Raw genomic sequence first — 17,202 nt, 5'->3', positions numbered from 1 at the left:
TCAAGTTTCAATGTGTGTAGTACTGACGATCACTGCGTAGCGGCAAGTTCAACCCCTCGTGATTTAACCATATTCGTACGTTCATCCGTCCGGCGGTTAATAAACTGTTGATTTTTGTCTCTGCTTGGGAGAACTTGCAGCCAGCAGACAAGACCTCTTAGGAGGTTCTGGATACCCCATGATGCTCAGGTCCGCCGCATCTCCTGGGTCGTGGGGTCGGTCGGTTGGTATGTGACAACAAAACGGTTCCTCGTGCCGTGTTGCATGCCGGCCGACCCCCTATTGTAAAGACACCGGTTTCCGCAAGGAGGCCGGTGTTTTTCGTTTTGGCGCGTGGCTGGATGGGAGACGGGAAGGGACAAAAGAAAAAGGCGCGCCGCATTAAGCGGCACGCCTTTTTTTGAAAAGCCTTCGATCAAGTCTTACTTGATCTTGGTTTCCTTGAACTCGACATGCTTCTTAGCAACCGGGTCATACTTGGTCTTCGTCATCTTGTCCGTCATGGTGCGGCTGTTCTTCGTGGTCACGTAAAAGAAACCCGTGTCAGCCGTCGACAGAAGCTTGATCTTGATGGTTGTAGCCTTGGCCATGGTCGTCCTGCCTCTAATAAACGAAGCCGTGGACGACCGAACGAGGCCCACGGCAAATCTGGCGCGAAACTACAAATCGCGCCCGAAAAGTCAAGTGCGTTTCGGTTTAAAAACCAGGCGCCCCAGAGAAAGCACGACATAGAGGGCAAAGAAGCCCGCAATCGCCCAGGCAAATCCGTCATTCCCCGTGATGTCGATAGCCGCTCCGATCGCCTGTGGGCCGGCAACCGTGCCCACCGCATAGCAGAAAATGAAGGCGGCATTGGCGGCTGCGAGATCAGCACCAGTGAGTCGCGAGCCGAGATGGCTCAGGCCCACCGTGTAGAGGCCAGAGACGCAGCCGCCCCAGAAGAGCAGCACGATCGCCATCAGATGCCATTGGCCTGAGAGCCACGGCAGGGTCAGCGAGCCAGCAAGGCCGACGGCAGCGAGGATGGACAAGAGCAAACGCCGGTCGCGCATGCGGTCCGAGAGCAGCCCAAGCGGGATCTGGAAAACCATATTGCCGATACCCATCACGGTTAACAGCAGGGCTGCCTCGGTCTCCGTGAAGCCGGTACGGGTCGCATAGATCGGGAAGAGCGAGAGGCCGCCTGCTTCGACCGCCCCGAAGACGAAGACGGCTACTGTCGCGGTCGGCACCAGGAAGATGTAGCGCAGGAAATGCATCTCCGGTTTGTCACCCAGAACAGGGCTTTCGTTTCGCGCGATATAGATCGGGATGGCAGCGGCCAGAATGGCGATGGCACCGACCGCAAAGGGAAGAAGGCCATCACTGCCGAGCACAGAGAAGAGAAGGGGGCCACAGGCAAAGCCGACGGCAAGCATGGTGGCATAGATACCCATGACCAGGCCGCGCTTGCGCGATGGTGCCGCCGCATTGATCCAGAATTCGGACAGGATGAAGAGCGTGGTCGTGGCACCATGAAAGACGATCCGCAGCGGAAACCACATCCAGAACTCGGTCGCATAATAAAAACCGACGGCGCTGACAGCGGAGAGCACGACAGCCCACAGCATGGTCGGCACAACGCCGAGCTTGTGGGCGAGCTTGGTTGTCAGGGGGGCTGCCGCCATGGCGGCGATGCCGGCCATGGCCGAGTTGAGACCGATCAGCGTCGAGGAGATGCCACGCTTCTCCAGAATGATGCTGAGCAGCGGCAGGCCGAGGCCGATTGCGATGCCGACAGCCGAGATGGCAGAGATGGCTGCGAACAGCGAGGGCCAGTGGATCTCCTCGCGGTGGCCGTTCAGACCATTCGTCTCAGACATCCGCAACCTCGCGAACAGACCGGACCTTGGGTGAGAACGCAGCCGGCTGCAGGATAGGGAGAGGCATGGTCAATGGCATATGGGTTTACGAGCTCCCGAGGCATCCTGGATCGGCGCGGCATGTTCAGACTGGAAATCGTCCGGCTGTCAAGCTGCTTGGCATACGGCGTCGCGAATCACGGTCTACCGCAAAACTCAGTCCTATCGGTAAACGACCAAAGTGAGGTGACGGCTATTCTCGGCACTTGCGCCCTGTCACGACGGCTCGGCCTCGTCCTTCTCGCCGCCAAAGCCATGCATGCGCAGTGCCCATTGCAGGCCGACGACCCCACCCTTGATCGGCTGCAGGCAAAGCAGCGAGGTCACGACCCCGATCGGTGCCCAGATGGCGAAATGCACCCAGGCTGGCAGCACGAAGACGAGATCGGTCGCCATGAAGCCGCCGACGAGCACATGGCCGAGGATCAGGATGACGAGATAGGCTGGGAGGTCATCGGCCCGATGGTGGTGATAATCCTCGCCACAGGCTGCACAATTGTCCACGACCTTCAGATAGTTGCGGAACAGCTTGCCGGACCCGCAGGCCGGGCACTGGTTCAGCATGCCGCGCTTGATGGAGCGGCCAAGCGGCCGTTCGGCTTTTTCGTCGAGGCCGTATTGCATCGTCACATGGGTCTGGTTGGCGGTCATGTCTCATGCCTCCGGGGCGAAAGTATCAACGTCGTGAGCGCGGCGGGCGTGTGCCGGGCTGCTTCTGGCCGCGCCGTCCCGCCTTGTGGAAGGAGCGTGTGCCAGCCGGCATCTTGCGCCCCTCGCTCATCATTTCAAAGCGCAGCGCACCGGCAAGCGGCACGGCTTCCACCAATCGAACCTCGACGGTATCGCCGAGCTGATAGCCCAGCCCGGACTTCTCGCCCGTCAGGGCCTGATGTGCTTCGTCGTAGATATAGTAGTCCCGGCCCAGTGTTGAAACCGGGATAAAGCCATCTGCGCCAAATTGCGGCAGGGCGACGAACAGACCGGACTTGGTCACACCTCTGATCTGGCCGTTGAACTGCTCGCCGATGCGCCCGGCAAGGTGATGCGCGATCAGTCGGTTGACGGTGTCACGCTCGGCGGCCATCGCACGGCGCTCGAAGGTCGAGATCTCTGCTGCAATATCCTCGAGGCTCGCCTCTTCGTCGGGTGTGATCCCACCTTCGCCCAAGCCCAGCGACCCCACCAGCGCACGGTGCACGATCAGGTCGGCATAACGCCGGATCGGCGAAGTGAAATGGGCATACTTCATCAGGTTCAGGCCGAAATGGCCGATATTGTCTGGGCTGTAGATCGCCTGGCTCTGGCTGCGCAGCACCATTTCGTTGACGATGGTCTGGTGCGGCGTGTCCTGGGCTTTGGCGAGGATCCCGTTGAACGAGTTGGACCGCATATTGCCGCCCTTGACCAGCGACATGCCGAGCGTGGCAAGGAATTCCCGTAGCACTTCCTGTTTGGCGAGCGCCGGCGCATCGTGAATGCGGTAGATCAGCGCCTGACGCTTCTTCTCCAGCGTCTCGGCGGCCGAGACGTTCGCCTGGATCATCATCTCCTCGATCAGCTTGTGCGCATCGAGCCTCTCAGGAACATGCACACGGTCGACCGTTCCGTCTTCCTTCAGGATGATCTTGCGCTCGGGCATGTCGAGTTCGAGAGGCTGGCGCCGATCGCGTCCGCGCTTCATCACCTCATAGGCATGCCAGAGGGGTTTAAGGATCGGCTCCAGCAGCGGGCCGGTCTTCTCGTCCGTCTTACCGTCGATCGCAGCCTGCGCCTGCTGATAGGAGAGCTTGGCCGCACTCTTCATCATGATGCGGTGGAAGGTGTGGCTCGCCTTGCGGCCCTCATGCGAGAAGACCATGCGCACGGCAAGTGCGGGCCGATCGACGCCTTCGCGCAGCGAGCAGAGATCATTCGAGATCCGCTCGGGCAGCATCGGCACGACGCGGTCCGGGAAATACACGGAATTGCCGCGCTTCAGCGCCTCGCGATCGAGCGCCGATTTAGGCCGGATATAGTAGGAGACATCAGCGATGGCGACGGTCACGATCACACCGTCAGGATTGTCGGGCGATGTGTCCAGTTCGGCATAGACCGCGTCGTCATGGTCCTTGGCGTCATGCGGATCGATGGTGATGAGCGGCAGGTCGCGCCAGTCTTCCCGATGTGACATCGAGGCGGACTTGGCCTCCTCGGCCTCCGAGATCACCGACTGCGAGAAGATATGCGGAATGCCATGCGCATGGATGGCGATCATCGAGATCGCCTTTTCCGAGGCAACGGATCCGACGACGTTGAGAACCTTGGCCCGCGTCAACCCAAGGCGACTGGCACGCCCGACCTCCACCTCGACCAGATCGCCATCCTTGGCCTCGCCGATATCGGTGGCATCGATCTGCATTTCCTCGCCACGCCGTTCGATCGGCATCAGCCGTGCACCACCATCCGGCATCATCCGCACAACGCCCATGACCGCACCGACCTGACGGTCGAGGATCTTGATCACGCGGGCCGTATAGGCGGGGCCGGAGCGATCCTTGTTGGTGAAGATCTTGGCGAGCACCCGGTCGCCGAGGCCGCCCACCGGCGTCTTGCCCTTCGAGCGGTCGGAGCTCGACTGGCGGATCAGCACGGCGGGTGCGGCTCCTGCGTCTTCCGGCCATTCCGCCGGGCGGCCGATCAACTCGCCGTCCTTGTCGCGGGTCGTGATGTCGAGCACGGTGACCGGGGGTAGGGCGCCCGGCCTGGTCAGCGACTTGCGGCTCTTCTGCACCAGCCCGTCATTCTCCAGATCCTTCAGCGCCTGCTTGAGTTCGACACGCTGCTCGCCCTTGAGGCCAAATGCCTTGGCGATCTCGCGCTTGGATGCGCGATCCGGATTGTCCGTGATGAACTGCATGAGCACGTCACGCGGCGGCACTTCGCCGTGAATCAGGGCCGTCGGGTTTTCACTCCGGGCCTTGGCAGCACCTTCCGCACGCCGGCTCTTGCGGTTGCTGGAGCTTTGAGAGCGGGAAGTGTCGCGGGTAAATTTGCTCAAGTCGCACTCTTCTTTGCTGTCTTTGCCTTTGCGGGGGCCTTGGCAGCCGCCTTGGCCTTCGGCTTGGCGGCAGCCTTCTTCGGCTTAGCCGCAGCACCGTCTTCCGACTTTGCCTTGGCTGCCTTGGCCGGAGCCTTCTTCGCCTTGGCCTTGCCGCCGCCATCCTTGGCCGCGCGCTCGGCGATCAGGACGAGCGCTTCTTCGACGGTGATCGCCTGCGGATCTTTACCCTTCGGCAGCGTCGCGTTGACCTTACCCCAATTGACATAGGGGCCGAAACGGCCGTCCCGAACGGTCATGGCGCCGCCATCGGGATGCTCCCCGAGCTCTTTCAGAGCAACCGCTGCCGTGCGGCCACGTCCGCCCGGATTGGCCTTCTTTTCGGCCAGCACGGTGACGGCGCGGTTGAGACCGATCGACAACACGTCCTCAATGCCTTCGAGATTCGCATAGGTGCCATCATGCAGCACGAAGGGGCCGTAGCGGCCAAGGCCGGCCGAGATCATCTTGCCCGTTTCCGGATGCGCACCGACGTCGCGTGGCAGGGAGAGCAGCGAAAGCGCCTTTTCAAAGTCGATGTCGGCAGGCGCCCAGCCCTTCGGCAGCGAGGAGCGTTTGGCTTCCTTGCCGTCGCCACGCTGGACGTAAGGTCCGAAACGTCCGGACCGCAGCGTAATCTCTTCCTCGGTCACCGGATCCTTGCCCAGCGCACGCGGCTCATTGCCACCGGCTTCGGCCTCGGCATTGCCGTCACTGCTCAGCTGACGGGTGAAGTTGCATTCCGGATAGTTCGAACAGCCAACGAAGGCGCCGTATTTGCCGAGCTTCAGCGAGAGGTTGCCTGTGCCGCAGACCTGGCAGATGCGCGGATCGGACCCGTCCTCGCGCTTCGGGAACACGAGCGGGGCCAGCGCCTCGTTCAGCGCGTCGAGCACATTGGTGACACGCAGTTCCTTCGTGTCTTCGATCTGGGCGAAGAAGTCCTGCCAGAAGGCGCGCAGCACGTCCTTCCAGTTCAGGTCGCCAGCGGAGATCTTGTCGAGCTTCTCTTCGAGATCGGCCGTGAAGTCGTATTCGACATATTTGGTGAAGAAGTTTTCGAGGAAGGCTGTGACCAGCCGCCCCTTGGAATGTGGGATCAGCTTGCGCTTGTCCATCACCACATATTCGCGGTCGCTGAGCGTCTTCAGCGTCGCGGCATAGGTCGACGGACGGCCGATGCCGAGTTCTTCCATCTTCTTGATCAGCGAAGCTTCCGAATAACGCGGCGGCGGCTCGGTGAAATGCTGGCTCGAATTGATCTTGTTCTTGGCCAAGGCCTCGCGGGCATTGATCTCGGGCAGGCGGCCATCCTCGTCGTCGCCGTCCTCAGCCGGTTCGCCCTCTTCGCGCTGGTCGGTATAGGCGGCAATGAAGCCATCGAAGCGGATGACGGAGCCGACGGCGCGAAGGCCGGCCTTGTCGCCCTTGTTGTCGGCGAGGATCTCGACGGTCGTACGCTCGATCTCGGCGGACGCCATCTGGCTGGCAATACCGCGCTTCCAGATCAGGTCATAAAGCCGCAACTGGTCGGCGTCGAGGAAGCGGCGAACCTTGTCCGGCGAGCGATTGAAATCGGTCGGACGGATCGCTTCATGCGCTTCCTGAGCGTTCTTCGCCTTGGTCGAATAGATGCGTGTCTTTTCCGGCACGTAGCGTGGGCCGAACTGGTCGGCGACAGCCGAGCGCGCGGCATCGATCGCCTCCGGCGCCATCTGCACGCCATCGGTACGCATATAGGTGATCAGACCGACGGTCTCGCCGCCAATGTCGATGCCTTCATAAAGCTTCTGCGCCACCTGCATGGTGCGCGAGGCAGAGAAGCCGAGCTTCGAGGAGGCTGCCTGCTGCAGGGTGGAGGTGGTGAAGGGCGGGCCCGGATTGCGCTTGACCGGCTTCGCCTCGACGCTGTCGACCGCAAATGCCGCACCTTCGAGCAGTTCCTTGATGCCGCCCGCCTGCTCGCCATTGGTGACCGAGTTGCGCTGCATGCGCTTGCCCTGGTGCGAAACAAGCTTCGCCTCGAACTCGTCGCCACGCGGCGTCTTCAGGAGCGCGGAGATGTTCCAATATTCTTCGGCAACGAAGCGTTCGATCTCGGTCTCGCGGTCGCAGACGAGGCGTAGCGCCACCGACTGCACGCGGCCGGCTGAGCGGGCACCCGGCAGCTTGCGCCAGAGAACCGGCGACAGATTGAAGCCGACGAGATAGTCGAGCGCGCGGCGGGCGAGATAGGCATCGACCAGCGGTGTGTCGATATCGCGCGGATTGGCCATGGCATCGAGCACGGCCTTCTTGGTGATCGCGTTGAACACGACGCGCTTTACCGGCTTGTCGCCGATCACCTTCTTCTTCTTCAGAAGGTCGAGCACGTGCCAGGAAATCGCTTCCCCTTCGCGGTCAGGGTCGGTCGCGAGAAACAGGCCGTCGGAGGACTTCACCGCATCGGCAATGTCCTTCATACGTTTTTGCGAGGCCGCATCGACCTCCCAGAACATCTCGAAATCCTGGTCCGGCAGAACGGAGCCATCCTTGGCCGGCAGATCGCGCACATGGCCGAATGAGGCGAGCACCGTGTATCCGGGACCCAGATACTTGTTGATCGTCTTGGCCTTGGCCGGGGATTCTACGACTACGACGTTCATTGGACAGATGTACCTTCAACGCATCCGATCAGCGGCACCGCACCACTGTCTTCGGAACACGGTTTTCCGACATGGAGGGCGAAACGGCTGCGGTCAAGAGGCGAGGGTCATTTTCGGCCTGCTCGCAAATGCAACCTGTGGGAGATTATAGGTAGATTGCAATCTGGGATAAATGGTCTATTGTATTTTCCATGCATAGGCGAGGTCATGGTTGCAGCGACCTCCGGCGACGACGGGCGAGAGCGATGACACGAGACACGATGGAGACGAATGGTCGCGGTAACCGCACGATGGAAAACATCGCCTACATCAGACAGATGCTCGCCGAATTGAGGCTGGTTGCCGAAAACGAAGGCGCCGACATGCTGTGTTACCTGATCGAGATGGCCTATGTTGAGGCGGGCGACGTTCAGTCCGGCCGCCGCTCGCTGTCAATCAATCATGTTCAGCGAAACAAAACCACCCGCGTGCCGCTCTAGTCGGCCTGCGATGTCCAGTTCCAGCAAGACCAGATAGACCGACGAGGCCGGCAGGCCCGTGTGACGAATGATATCGTCGATTTCGACCGGTGTCGGCCCGAGCGCCTGGATGATGATCAGTCGCTCGTCGTCATTGGGCGGCGGTGCGAGCGGACGGTCGCCCGAATGGCCATCGTCGGGCTCATCCGCTTCACTTTGCGAGAAGAGGTCGAGTTCGGAAATCGGCGCGAGTGCCTGCAGCACGTCCTGCGCTTTGGTGGTCACCGTCGCCCCGTCCTTCAGCAGGCCGTTGGTCCCTTCGCAGCGCGGATCGAGCGGCGAACCCGGGACGGCGAAGACCAGCCGCCCGAACTCCCCGGCAAGGCGTGCCGTGATCAGCGACCCTGAACGCGCCGCCGCCTCGATCACCACGACGCCGAGCGCAACACCCGCGATCAGCCGGTTGCGCCGGGGAAAGTCACGCGCCCGGGGCTCCCAGCCGAACGGCATCTCCGAGATGGCGAGGCCCCGGCCTTCGCAGATCTGGTCGAGCAGGTCGACGTTTTCAGGCGGATAGGGCTGGTCGAGCCCGCCTGCCATGGCGGCGATCGTGCCCGTGTCTAGGCTTGCTCGATGGGCGGCCGAATCGATGCCCCGCGCAAGCCCGGAAACGATGCCGTATCCCGAAAGCCCAATCTCCCTTGCCATCATCGCCGCGAACTTCGCACCGCTGATCGAGGCATTGCGCGAACCGACAATCCCGACGGCAGGAAGTGTTGCGACGTCGAGGTCACCCTTGGCCGCAATCAGGGGAGGGGCGGCATCGATCTGTCTGAGGGCAGCGGGATAATCCGGCTCGCCAATACCGATGAAGCAGGCGCCGAAGCGATGGGCGGTTTCGATTTCGCGCTCTGCATCGGCGAGGGTCGCGATACGAATGGCGCGGGTCGAGCCGCCCCTCCGGGAGAGCTCCGGGAGTGCGTCGAGTGCGGCCTCGGCCGAGCCGAAATGATTGATGAGGTCGCGGAAGGTGGCAGGCCCCACATTGTCGCTGCGGATCAGCCGCAGCCAGGCAATCTTCTGGCGGTCCGTCAGCGCAATCCCTTTTCGTCTTGCGCTGTCTGACCCCATGGCTGCCCCTAGCCCTTGTTTCCGATCTTGCTCTCGGTGCCCGCGATCAGCCGCTCGATGTTCTGCTTGTGGCGCCAGAAGGTGATGACGGTCATGACGGCAGTGACGAGTGCGGCTTCTTCAACCCCGAGTATCCACAATGCAACCGGAATGACAAGTGTGGCGAGTAGTGCGGACAACGAAGAGTAGCGGCTGATGAAGGCGACGGCGAGCCATACGACAGCAAAGACGAGTACCATCAGCGGAGCAACGCCAAGCAGCGTGCCGATATAGGTCGCGACACCCTTGCCACCCTTGAAGCCCAGCCAGACCGGGAAGAGGTGACCGATGAAGGCAGCGAAACCACCGAACAGCGCCGCATTATGCCCGAACACCGCATGGGCGATCAGCGCTGCCGCCGTCGCCTTCAGCGCATCGAGCAGCAGCGTCGCGGCTGCGAGCTTCTTGTTACCGGTACGAAGAACATTGGTCGCCCCGATATTGCCCGAGCCGATCGAGCGCAGGTCGCCGAGGCCGGCCATCTTCGTCAGCACGAGGCCGAAGGGGATTGAGCCCAGCAGGTAGCCGAACAGGAGAACGATGGCGAGATTGGCCCAGCCGAGAGCGGAAAAGTCGATCATGGGTGTCCGTATCCCTGTTCGTTAAAGCCTAGGGACGCACTGGCCGGCGACATAGGTCGCAACGGCCCGGCCCGAGAAGCGGGCGTCTTCGAATGGCGTGTTCTTCGAGCGCGCCAGCAGGTTGTCTCGTGAGACGAGCCATGGTTCATCCAGATCAACCAGCGCGATGTCACCCGGCGCGCCCGGCTTCAACGTGCCGCCCGGCAGCCCGAAGATCTCCGCCGGCCGCGTCGACATGGCATCGATCAGCCGCATCAGCGGCACATGGCCGGCATGGTGCAGGCGAAGGGCCGCGGACAGCATGGTCTCAAGCCCGATCGCGCCATCGGCAGCCTCGCCGAAGGGCAGGCGCTTGGTGTCGACATCCTGCGGATCATGTGAGGAGACGATGATGTCGATCTGCCCCTTGGCCAGCGCATCGACCATCGCCATGCGATCGTCTTCCGAGCGCAGCGGCGGATAGAGCTTGAAGAAGGTCCGGTACTCGCCGATGTCGTTTTCGTTGAGGCTCAGGTGATTGATCGAGATGCCGCAGGTCACCTTGGCTCCGCGCTTGCGGGCAACTTCGATCGCCTCGACCGATTCCGGCACGGAGATCTGCGAGGCGTGATACTTGGCCCGCGTCAGTGCGGCGATCCGCAGGTCCCGCTCGAGCGGAATGATTTCGGTTTCGCGCGGGATGCCGCCGAGACCGAGCCAGCTCGCCAGCAACCCCTCGTTCATCACGCCATTGGCAGCCAGATACTTTTCCCGCGTTTCAAGCGCGATGACGGCGCCGAATTCCCGGGCATACGTCATCGCGCGACGGAGAACCTGCGTGTCGTTGAGCCCATGCCGACCATTGGTGAAAGCCACAGCACCCGCCTGCTGCAACAGACCCATCTCCGTCATCTCGGCGCTGGTCATGCCCTTGGTCAGCGCCGCTGCCGGATAGACGTTGACGCTTGCCGTGTCCCTGGCGGTCTTCTTGACGAACTCAACCAATGCAATGTCGTCTATGACGGGATCGGTCTCCGGCATCATGATGAAGGAGGTGATGCCACCGGCGGCCGCCGCCCGGCTTGCCGAGGCGATCGTCTCACGATGTTCGGATCCCGGCTCGCCGACGAAAACGCGGGCATCGACGAGACCAGGAATGGCAGTCAGGCCCCGGGCATCGCGGATTTCGGCACCCTCGGGTGCGCCTTGATTCTGCGCATCGGCGCCGGAGGCTACGATCAGCCCGTCATGGCCGACGATGATGGTGCCGACTTCGTCGAGCTTGCGCGACGGGTCGAGGACCCGGACGTTCTTGAGAACCAGCGGCTTTTTCATGCGCCCATTCCTTCTGAGCGCGGACCCTGGTTCTGCGACACCAGCAACGTTTCCATGACAGCCATGCGCACGGCGACCCCCATCTCGACCTGGCTCTCGATCACGCTTTGGGGACCGTCGGCAACCTCGGACGCGATTTCGACGCCGCGGTTCATCGGACCCGGATGCATCACGAGCGCATCCTCCTTGGCGGCTTTCAGCTTTTCAGCATCCAGACCATAGAAGTGGAAGTACTCGCGCACCGAAGGCACGAAGGAGCCGGACATGCGCTCGCGCTGCAGGCGCAGCATCATCACGACATCCGCATCCTTCAGCCCTTCCTTCATGTCGTGGAAGACCTCGCAGCCCATGTCGGCAATGCCGGCTGGCAGAAGCGTGGCCGGTGCCACGACCCGCACGCGGGCGCCCATGGCATTGAGCAGCAGGATGTTGGAGCGGGCCACGCGCGAATGCAGGACGTCGCCGCATATAGCGACGATGATGCGCGACAGCTTGCCCTTCGCACGCCGGATGGTGAGCGCATCGAGCAGCGCCTGGGTCGGGTGCTCATGCTGTCCGTCACCTGCATTGACCACCGAGCAGGCGACTTTTTGCGAAAGAAGGGCTGCAGCTCCCGCCGAAGAGTGACGCACCACCAGCACGTCTGGCCGCATGGCGTTCAGCGTCATGGCGGTGTCGATCAGCGTTTCGCCCTTCTTCACTGAGGAATTGCCGACTGACATGTTCATTACGTCGGCGCCTAGGCGTTTGCCTGCGAGCTCGAACGAGGCTTGCGTCCGCGTCGAGGCTTCGAAGAAGAGGTTGATCTGGGTGAGGCCCCTCAGCGTGGAAGTCTTCTTCTCCCGCTGGCGGCTGATTTTGACGGCTTCGTCTGCCTTGTCGAGAAGGAACGTGATGTCCTGCTCGGTAAGGCCCTTGATGCCGATGAGATGGCGATGGGGAAAGAAGACCAAGGGACGTCCTCCTGAGATGTCACGCGGTCTATAAAGTGTGGGATCGGGCCGGGCAAGCACATGCTAGGTGGATTGACGCGCGGTCCCCATGTAATAGGAGCGAATGCACGGTAGGGAACACCGGCGTCTCGCGCGCCCTGGATGCTTCGACCGCACTGGAAATTATGAAGGCAAGGCGTTGGCGGGACGACGTGCGCCTTCTCACGAGATCGGCAGGATTGATGAACCGGACTGAAGAAAAACTCGCAGCGTTGAACCAGCCCAAGCCCTGGTCCGGCGTCAACGCCTATCGCTCCGATCCGCTGCTCGTCGATCTGACATCTTCGCTGTCGCGCCCACTGCGCGAGGAATACGACGTCATCGGCAAATATGTGACCTCGCCGGAAGCGCAGGAACTGGCCCGCATGGCCAATGCCAGCCCGCCGCAGCTCAGAACCCATGGCGTGCGCGGCGAACGCCTCGACGTCGTCGAATTCCATCCGGCCTGGCACGCCCTGATGCGCCGATCGATGGCGTCGGGCTTGCATTCCTCTGTCTGGGAAAATGCGCCCGAGGCCCGTGGCCACGAACACAAGGCCCGCGCCGTCCGCTTCTTCCTGACGGCCCAGCTCGAATCGGGCCATCTCTGCCCGCTCACCATGACCAGTGCCTCGGTCGCAGCCCTCGTCGCCTCTCCGGCTGTCCAGAAGGAATGGACGCCGCGCATCCTGTCGCGCAAATACGACAGCAGCAACAAGCCGCCGATGCAGAAGAGCGCCGTCACTATCGGCATGGGCATGACCGAAAAGCAGGGCGGCACGGATGTGCGCGCCAACACCACGATGGGCGAACGGGTAGGCGAGGGGATCTATCGTCTCTCCGGCCACAAGTGGTTCATGTCCGCCCCGATGAGCGACGCCTTCGTCATGCTCGCCCAGACCAAGGACGGCATGGGCTGCTTCCTGGTGCCGCGCCTTCTGGAGGATGGTTCCGCCAACGGGCTCGAATTCCAGCGCCTGAAGGACAAGCTTGGCAACCGCTCCAATGCCTCTTCGGAGGTGGAATTCTCCGAGACCTTCGGTTTCCTTCTCGGCACACCCGGCGACGGCGTGCGCACCATCCTCGACATGGTGACGCTCACGCGCCTCGATTGCGCACTCTCGTCCGCCGGCATGATGCGTGCCTCGATGGCCGAGGCCATCCACCATGTTCGCGGCCGCATGGTGTTCGGCAAGAACCTCATCGATCAGCCGATGATGACACGAGTGCTTGCCGACATGGCACTCGACGTTGCGGCCGCAACTGCGCTCGCCTTCCGTCTCGCCGACAGCTTCGACAAGGCGCGGGAAAACCCTGTTGATGCGGCCTACGCCCGCGTCATGACGCCGGTCGCCAAATACTGGATCTGCAAGATCGCACCGGCCCTGATCTACGAGGCCATGGAATGCATCGGCGGCAGCGGCTATGTCGAGGAACGCCCGATTGCCCGCCACTATCGCGAGGCCCCGGTCAACGCGATCTGGGAAGGCTCCGGCAATGTCATGGCGCTGGATGTCCTGCGTGTACTCAGCCGCGGTAAGGATCTCTTCGAGACACTGTTCGCTGGCCTCGAACGCGATCTCGGTCCCTCCGGCAAGAAGACTGTCGAAGTCCTGCGCGCCGCAACGGCTTTGGCCGAACGCGACGAAGCCGCCGGCCGTCTGCTGATCGAGCAACTTGCGCTCGCGGCTGGTGCCGCCGAACTCTATCGCCTGGGTGCCGGCAAGATCGCTGATGCCTTCCTCGAATCACGCCTGGCGGGCGGCTGGCGCCATACTTACGGCGTGCTCGATGCCCGCTTCGATTCGCGCTACGTGCTGGACCTCCTCTATCCGCCGGCCACCTGAGCGGCGAAATAGAGGATGACAGGGATCGTGAAGAAGGCAGCGACCGTCTGAACGGTGGCCGCTGCCGCATAGAGATCGGCGTCGCCACCCATCTGCTTGGCCAGCACATAGCCGTTCATCGCAGTGGGAACCGCAGCGCCCAAAGCGATCATCACGACGAGTTCACCCGAGAGACCGAAGGCCAGAGCGAGGCTGACGGCAACCACCGGAAACACGATCAGCTTGAACAGCAGCGTGAGCAGGACGCTCGGCTGCGGTTTCAGCGCGTCGGCGATCCTGAGCCCCGCACCGACGGTGACGAGGCCGAGACCCAGCGAGGCGCTGGCGACCAGATCCACGGCGGTCATCAGCGGCGCATAAACCGGCAATCCGGAGAGATTCACGGCGACGCCGAGGGCCGCGCCGATGATGATCGGATTGGTAACAATTCGAAAGACGAAGGTCTTGAGGTTACGGCTTTCTCCTGAGAACCAGACCATGATCCCGACATTGATCAGGTTGAGTGGCACGATGATGGACGCCATGATGACCGCAATGACCGTCAGACCGGTCGTGCCGGTGAGCTTCTCTGCGATGGCAAGCGCCATGAAGCCGTTCCAGCGCGTGGAGGTCTGGAAGACCGAGGTGTACGAAGACCCCGGCATGCCCCGGCTCTTCAGAAGCGGCCATGCCGCCAGCACGAGCGCCGTCATCACGCCGACGGCCAGCAGCGAGACGAGGCCGACGCTGCCGCTGTCCAAGGCCGAGAAATCGGCAGTCGACAGCGTCTGGAAGAGCAATGCAGGGAAAAGCACGAAATAGCCGAACTGCTCCAGCCCGCCCCAGAAGTTTTCGTTGATCAGCGACGTACGCTTGAGCACCACGCCGAGAATCACGAGCAGGAAGATCGGCAGGATGCTTTCGAAGGTGATGAGCATGGCAGGTCCGGTTTGCGGGGGCAGGTGAGGGGTAGACCCGGAAACCCCTGCAAACAATCGGAAATCGTGTCCGGGCGACATTTTCAGCCAAGTGGCTGATACTGCTCATCCACAGTCGCTGTTAACCTTAACAAAGGGTTTACGTTGCGCCGCGGCGCCGAACGGGCCACCTTTTGGGCAGGACAGACGTTAAAGGGCAGTGTGGTGACGGACGCGCTTGTGGCACGACCGATGGCGACCATCATGATGATGGTGTTTTTCTCGGGGCTGGCGCTCGACATCGCCGTCCCGGCGGCTGTGCTCAGCGCGATGGCGTCACTGAAATGGCTGGTGGAAAACTGGCCGGCGACAAATGATTTGTCGTTTGATCATAAGGCGGAAACGGCATGAAGACACTTCTGCTCTTGTGGGCACTGCCCATCGCGATCCTCGGCGCCTGGTACGGTCTGTCCTATTACGACCTGAGCTTCGGCTTCTTCATGCTGACGCGCGACGCCCATGATCTGGTCTTCCAGATCTACGGAAATGTGCTGGGTATCGCGCCGGAAACAATCCCGCCGCTGGTGGCGCGCGCCATCATCGTCGACAGCCTGATTCTCTTCGCGATCATCGGTTTCCGCCGCCGCAAGCAGATCAAGGCCTGGTGGATGGCACGTCAGGAAAAGTCGTCTGAAGTCGCGGACATGCGCGCAAGCCCCGAAAGTCTGTCCAGCGCACCCTGAAGAATGAAGCTCGCAGCGGCGGAATCGATCCGTTCGCTGCGCTTGGCGCGTGACACGTCCATTTCGAGAAGCGCCCGTTCAGCAGCCACCGTCGAAAGCCGCTCGTCCCAATAGACGAAGGGAATGTCTGTCTTTTCCGACATGGATCGAACGAAGGCCCGCGTCGCCTGCACGCGCGGCCCGGACGAGCCGTCCATGTTGACCGGCAGGCCGATCACGAAGGCGACGATCTTCTCTTTGGCAGCAAATGCGAGAAGCACCTCCGCATCCTGCGTGAACTTGACGCGCTTGATAACAGGGCGAGGGGTGGCAAAACGCCGGCCGAGATCGGAAGCAGATAGCCCGATCGTTTTCGTGCCGAGGTCGAGCCCGGCAATCGCCTCGCCGGGTTTCAACTGTGCTGCCAGTTCCTCGATCGTCAGCGTCGCCATGCCCACCCGTCCTGTTCTTTAGCGCTTGCGCACGAATTCGGTTCTGAGCACGAGGCCCTTGATCCCGTCGAAGCGGCAGTCGATTTCCTCGGGATCATCCGTCAGCCGGATCGAGCGGATAACTGTGCCTTGCTTCAGCGTCTGGCCGGCACCTTTGACCTTGAGGTCCTTGATCAGAACCACCGAATCGCCATCAGCGAGCTCGGTTCCGGACGCGTCGCGGGCAGTGGGCTTACCCGAAGCCGCTGCCGCAATCTCGGATGCCGGGCGCCATTCGCCGGTCGCCTCGTCATACACGTAGTCGTCATCGGCCATGGTGGTATCCTTCCTTGCGCTGAGCGCTACGGCTGTCATCTTGGTCGCTTAGACCAGCACAGGCAGAGAAGCAACTCGACCCGCCCGTTGCCGAAGGGGCCACTCGCCATATATTGCAGACGACATTCAAAGACCGGAGACCCACGCATGAAAATCACCTGGCTCGGCCATGCTGCCTTCCGCCTCGACTCGGCCAAGGCATCGATCCTCATCGATCCCTTCCTGACGCATAATCCCGGTTTTGCCGGACTTGATCGCAAGGACATGACAAAAGGCGTGACGCATATCCTGCTGACCCACGGCCATGGCGACCATGTGGGGGATACTGTTGAACTTGCGAGGGAAACTGGCGCGACGGTCCTCGCCAATGCCGATCTCGCAGCCTGGCTCGGCACCAAGGGCGTCGACAAGCTGGAAATGGGCAATACCGGCGGCACAATCCATTTCGAAGGCTTCACCGTCACCTTCACCAATGCGCTTCATTCCTCCGCCCAGGTGACCGAAGACGGCGTGTCGCACGCGCTCGGCAGTGCCAACGGCCTGATGATGCATTTCGAGGACGAGGCCTCCGTCCTGCATATGGGCGACACCGACATCTTCTCCGACATGAAGCTGATCCACGAATTGCACCAGCCGGATGTCGGCATCGTCCCAATCGGCGACCGCTTCACCATGGGCGGGGCCGTGGCCGCGCTCGCTTGCCAGCGCTTCTTCGACTTCAAGACGGCGATCCCCTGCCACTATGGATCCTTCCCGATCATCGACCAGACGCCGGAGAAATTCGTCGCCGGCATGGACGGAACCCGCACCCGCGTGGTCGCCCCGCAACCCGGCGCGGCCGTCGAGGTCTGACA

At 62.0% G+C, this 17,202-nt stretch carries 17 protein-coding genes; 5 read left to right on the top strand and 12 right to left on the bottom strand.

Annotation, left to right across the window (positions count from 1 at the left end; translation table 11 throughout):
• Positions 1 to 422: 422 nt before the first annotated feature.
• From rpmG to topA, 5 genes are all read right to left on the bottom strand, one after another.
• Positions 423 to 590, bottom strand: a complete 168-nt coding sequence (gene rpmG / locus E9677_RS13555; RefSeq protein ID WP_003547442.1) for a 50S ribosomal protein L33 — start codon at positions 588 to 590, stop codon at positions 423 to 425.
• A 90-nt stretch (positions 591 to 680) separates the two neighbouring features.
• Positions 681 to 1,862, bottom strand: coding sequence for an MFS transporter (locus E9677_RS13550; RefSeq protein WP_136558603.1), 1,182 nt, complete (start codon positions 1,860 to 1,862; stop codon positions 681 to 683).
• Between the two features lie 255 nt (positions 1,863 to 2,117).
• Complete coding sequence (locus tag E9677_RS13545) at positions 2,118 to 2,552, bottom strand: DUF983 domain-containing protein (RefSeq protein WP_136558602.1); 435 nt, start codon at positions 2,550 to 2,552, stop codon at positions 2,118 to 2,120.
• Positions 2,553 to 2,577: 25 nt separating this feature from the next.
• The gene (gene rnr / locus E9677_RS13540; protein ID WP_235882981.1) at positions 2,578 to 4,797 is read right to left on the bottom strand and encodes a ribonuclease R; all 2,220 of its coding nucleotides are present in this window, start codon (positions 4,795 to 4,797) and stop codon (positions 2,578 to 2,580) included.
• Positions 4,798 to 4,934: 137 nt separating this feature from the next.
• Positions 4,935 to 7,622: a type I DNA topoisomerase gene (topA, locus tag E9677_RS13535; protein ID WP_136558600.1), complete on the bottom strand. Its 2,688-nt coding sequence runs from the start codon at positions 7,620 to 7,622 to the stop codon at positions 4,935 to 4,937.
• A gap of 245 nt (positions 7,623 to 7,867) precedes the next feature.
• Between topA and E9677_RS13530 the strand changes: the two genes are divergently transcribed.
• Positions 7,868 to 8,101 (top strand): hypothetical protein, encoded by a 234-nt coding sequence (locus tag E9677_RS13530; protein WP_136558599.1) that lies wholly within the window; start codon positions 7,868 to 7,870, stop codon positions 8,099 to 8,101.
• Here the strand turns inward: E9677_RS13530 and dprA are convergent.
• From dprA to E9677_RS13510, 4 genes are read right to left on the bottom strand one after another with little or no spacing between them, the layout of a single operon-like run.
• Entirely contained in the window at positions 8,054 to 9,211 is a 1,158-nt protein-coding gene (dprA, locus tag E9677_RS13525) for a DNA-processing protein DprA (protein ID WP_136558598.1), read from the bottom strand. The two genes, E9677_RS13530 and dprA, sit on opposite strands and share 48 nt — an antisense overlap.
• A gap of 8 nt (positions 9,212 to 9,219) precedes the next feature.
• Entirely contained in the window at positions 9,220 to 9,831 is a 612-nt protein-coding gene (gene plsY, locus E9677_RS13520) for a glycerol-3-phosphate 1-O-acyltransferase PlsY (RefSeq protein WP_136558597.1), read from the bottom strand.
• Positions 9,832 to 9,852: 21 nt separating this feature from the next.
• Positions 9,853 to 11,145, bottom strand: a complete 1,293-nt coding sequence (locus tag E9677_RS13515; protein ID WP_136558596.1) for a dihydroorotase — start codon at positions 11,143 to 11,145, stop codon at positions 9,853 to 9,855.
• Positions 11,142 to 12,098, bottom strand: coding sequence for an aspartate carbamoyltransferase catalytic subunit (locus tag E9677_RS13510; protein WP_136558595.1), 957 nt, complete (start codon positions 12,096 to 12,098; stop codon positions 11,142 to 11,144). The genes E9677_RS13515 and E9677_RS13510 overlap by 4 nt, the downstream gene beginning before the upstream one ends.
• A gap of 221 nt (positions 12,099 to 12,319) precedes the next feature.
• On the opposite strand from E9677_RS13510, the gene E9677_RS13505 reads away from it, so the two are divergent.
• A complete protein-coding gene (locus E9677_RS13505) occupies positions 12,320 to 13,963 on the top strand; it encodes an acyl-CoA dehydrogenase family protein (protein WP_136558594.1) in 1,644 nt (547 codons plus the stop codon).
• Here the strand turns inward: E9677_RS13505 and E9677_RS13500 are convergent.
• The gene (locus tag E9677_RS13500; RefSeq protein WP_136558593.1) at positions 13,945 to 14,880 is read right to left on the bottom strand and encodes an AEC family transporter; all 936 of its coding nucleotides are present in this window, start codon (positions 14,878 to 14,880) and stop codon (positions 13,945 to 13,947) included. The genes E9677_RS13505 and E9677_RS13500 overlap by 19 nt on opposite strands.
• 231 nt (positions 14,881 to 15,111) lie before the next feature.
• Between E9677_RS13500 and E9677_RS25560 the strand changes: the two genes are divergently transcribed.
• Together E9677_RS25560 and E9677_RS13490 are read left to right on the top strand one after the other, a co-directional pair.
• Positions 15,112 to 15,270 (top strand): hypothetical protein, encoded by a 159-nt coding sequence (locus E9677_RS25560; protein WP_235882950.1) that lies wholly within the window; start codon positions 15,112 to 15,114, stop codon positions 15,268 to 15,270.
• Entirely contained in the window at positions 15,267 to 15,602 is a 336-nt protein-coding gene (locus E9677_RS13490) for a DUF6105 family protein (protein ID WP_136558591.1), read from the top strand. Before E9677_RS25560 ends, E9677_RS13490 begins: the two co-directional genes overlap by 4 nt.
• Here the strand turns inward: E9677_RS13490 and ruvX are convergent.
• Positions 15,536 to 16,033, bottom strand: a complete 498-nt coding sequence (gene ruvX / locus E9677_RS13485) for a Holliday junction resolvase RuvX (protein ID WP_136558590.1) — start codon at positions 16,031 to 16,033, stop codon at positions 15,536 to 15,538. The two genes, E9677_RS13490 and ruvX, sit on opposite strands and share 67 nt — an antisense overlap.
• An 18-nt stretch (positions 16,034 to 16,051) precedes the next feature.
• The gene (locus tag E9677_RS13480) at positions 16,052 to 16,348 is read right to left on the bottom strand and encodes an alkylphosphonate utilization protein (RefSeq protein WP_136558589.1); all 297 of its coding nucleotides are present in this window, start codon (positions 16,346 to 16,348) and stop codon (positions 16,052 to 16,054) included.
• A 147-nt stretch (positions 16,349 to 16,495) separates the two neighbouring features.
• On the opposite strand from E9677_RS13480, the gene E9677_RS13475 reads away from it, so the two are divergent.
• Positions 16,496 to 17,200, top strand: coding sequence for a metal-dependent hydrolase (locus E9677_RS13475; protein ID WP_136558588.1), 705 nt, complete (start codon positions 16,496 to 16,498; stop codon positions 17,198 to 17,200).
• The last annotated feature ends 2 nt before the right edge of the window (positions 17,201 to 17,202 follow it).

The organism is Peteryoungia rhizophila, assembly GCF_004912145.1.
In the GTDB taxonomy this organism is placed as follows: Bacteria; Pseudomonadota; Alphaproteobacteria; order Rhizobiales; family Rhizobiaceae; genus Allorhizobium; species Allorhizobium rhizophilum.
This window is presented reverse-complemented; position numbering and strand designations above follow the sequence as displayed.

Bases quoted from the DNA above. Each gene is read 5' to 3' on its own strand.
- E9677_RS13500 (WP_136558593.1), bottom strand. From the start codon at position 14,880: ATGCTCATCACCTTCGAAAGCATCCTGCCGATCTTCCTGCTCGTGATT.
- E9677_RS13475 (WP_136558588.1), top strand. From the start codon at position 16,496: ATGAAAATCACCTGGCTCGGCCATGCTGCCTTCCGCCTCGACTCGGCC.
- E9677_RS13505 (WP_136558594.1), top strand. From the start codon at position 12,320: ATGAACCGGACTGAAGAAAAACTCGCAGCGTTGAACCAGCCCAAGCCC.
- topA (WP_136558600.1), bottom strand. From the start codon at position 7,622: ATGAACGTCGTAGTCGTAGAATCCCCGGCCAAGGCCAAGACGATCAAC.
- E9677_RS13490 (WP_136558591.1), top strand. From the start codon at position 15,267: ATGAAGACACTTCTGCTCTTGTGGGCACTGCCCATCGCGATCCTCGGC.
- E9677_RS13480 (WP_136558589.1), bottom strand. From the start codon at position 16,348: ATGGCCGATGACGACTACGTGTATGACGAGGCGACCGGCGAATGGCGC.
- E9677_RS13515 (WP_136558596.1), bottom strand. From the start codon at position 11,145: ATGAAAAAGCCGCTGGTTCTCAAGAACGTCCGGGTCCTCGACCCGTCG.
- dprA (WP_136558598.1), bottom strand. From the start codon at position 9,211: ATGGGGTCAGACAGCGCAAGACGAAAAGGGATTGCGCTGACGGACCGC.
- E9677_RS13550 (WP_136558603.1), bottom strand. From the start codon at position 1,862: ATGTCTGAGACGAATGGTCTGAACGGCCACCGCGAGGAGATCCACTGG.
- rnr (WP_235882981.1), bottom strand. From the start codon at position 4,797: ATGCAGTTCATCACGGACAATCCGGATCGCGCATCCAAGCGCGAGATC.
- ruvX (WP_136558590.1), bottom strand. From the start codon at position 16,033: ATGGCGACGCTGACGATCGAGGAACTGGCAGCACAGTTGAAACCCGGC.
- rpmG (WP_003547442.1), bottom strand. From the start codon at position 590: ATGGCCAAGGCTACAACCATCAAGATCAAGCTTCTGTCGACGGCTGAC.
- E9677_RS13530 (WP_136558599.1), top strand. From the start codon at position 7,868: ATGACACGAGACACGATGGAGACGAATGGTCGCGGTAACCGCACGATG.
- E9677_RS25560 (WP_235882950.1), top strand. From the start codon at position 15,112: ATGGCGACCATCATGATGATGGTGTTTTTCTCGGGGCTGGCGCTCGAC.
- E9677_RS13545 (WP_136558602.1), bottom strand. From the start codon at position 2,552: ATGACCGCCAACCAGACCCATGTGACGATGCAATACGGCCTCGACGAA.
- plsY (WP_136558597.1), bottom strand. From the start codon at position 9,831: ATGATCGACTTTTCCGCTCTCGGCTGGGCCAATCTCGCCATCGTTCTC.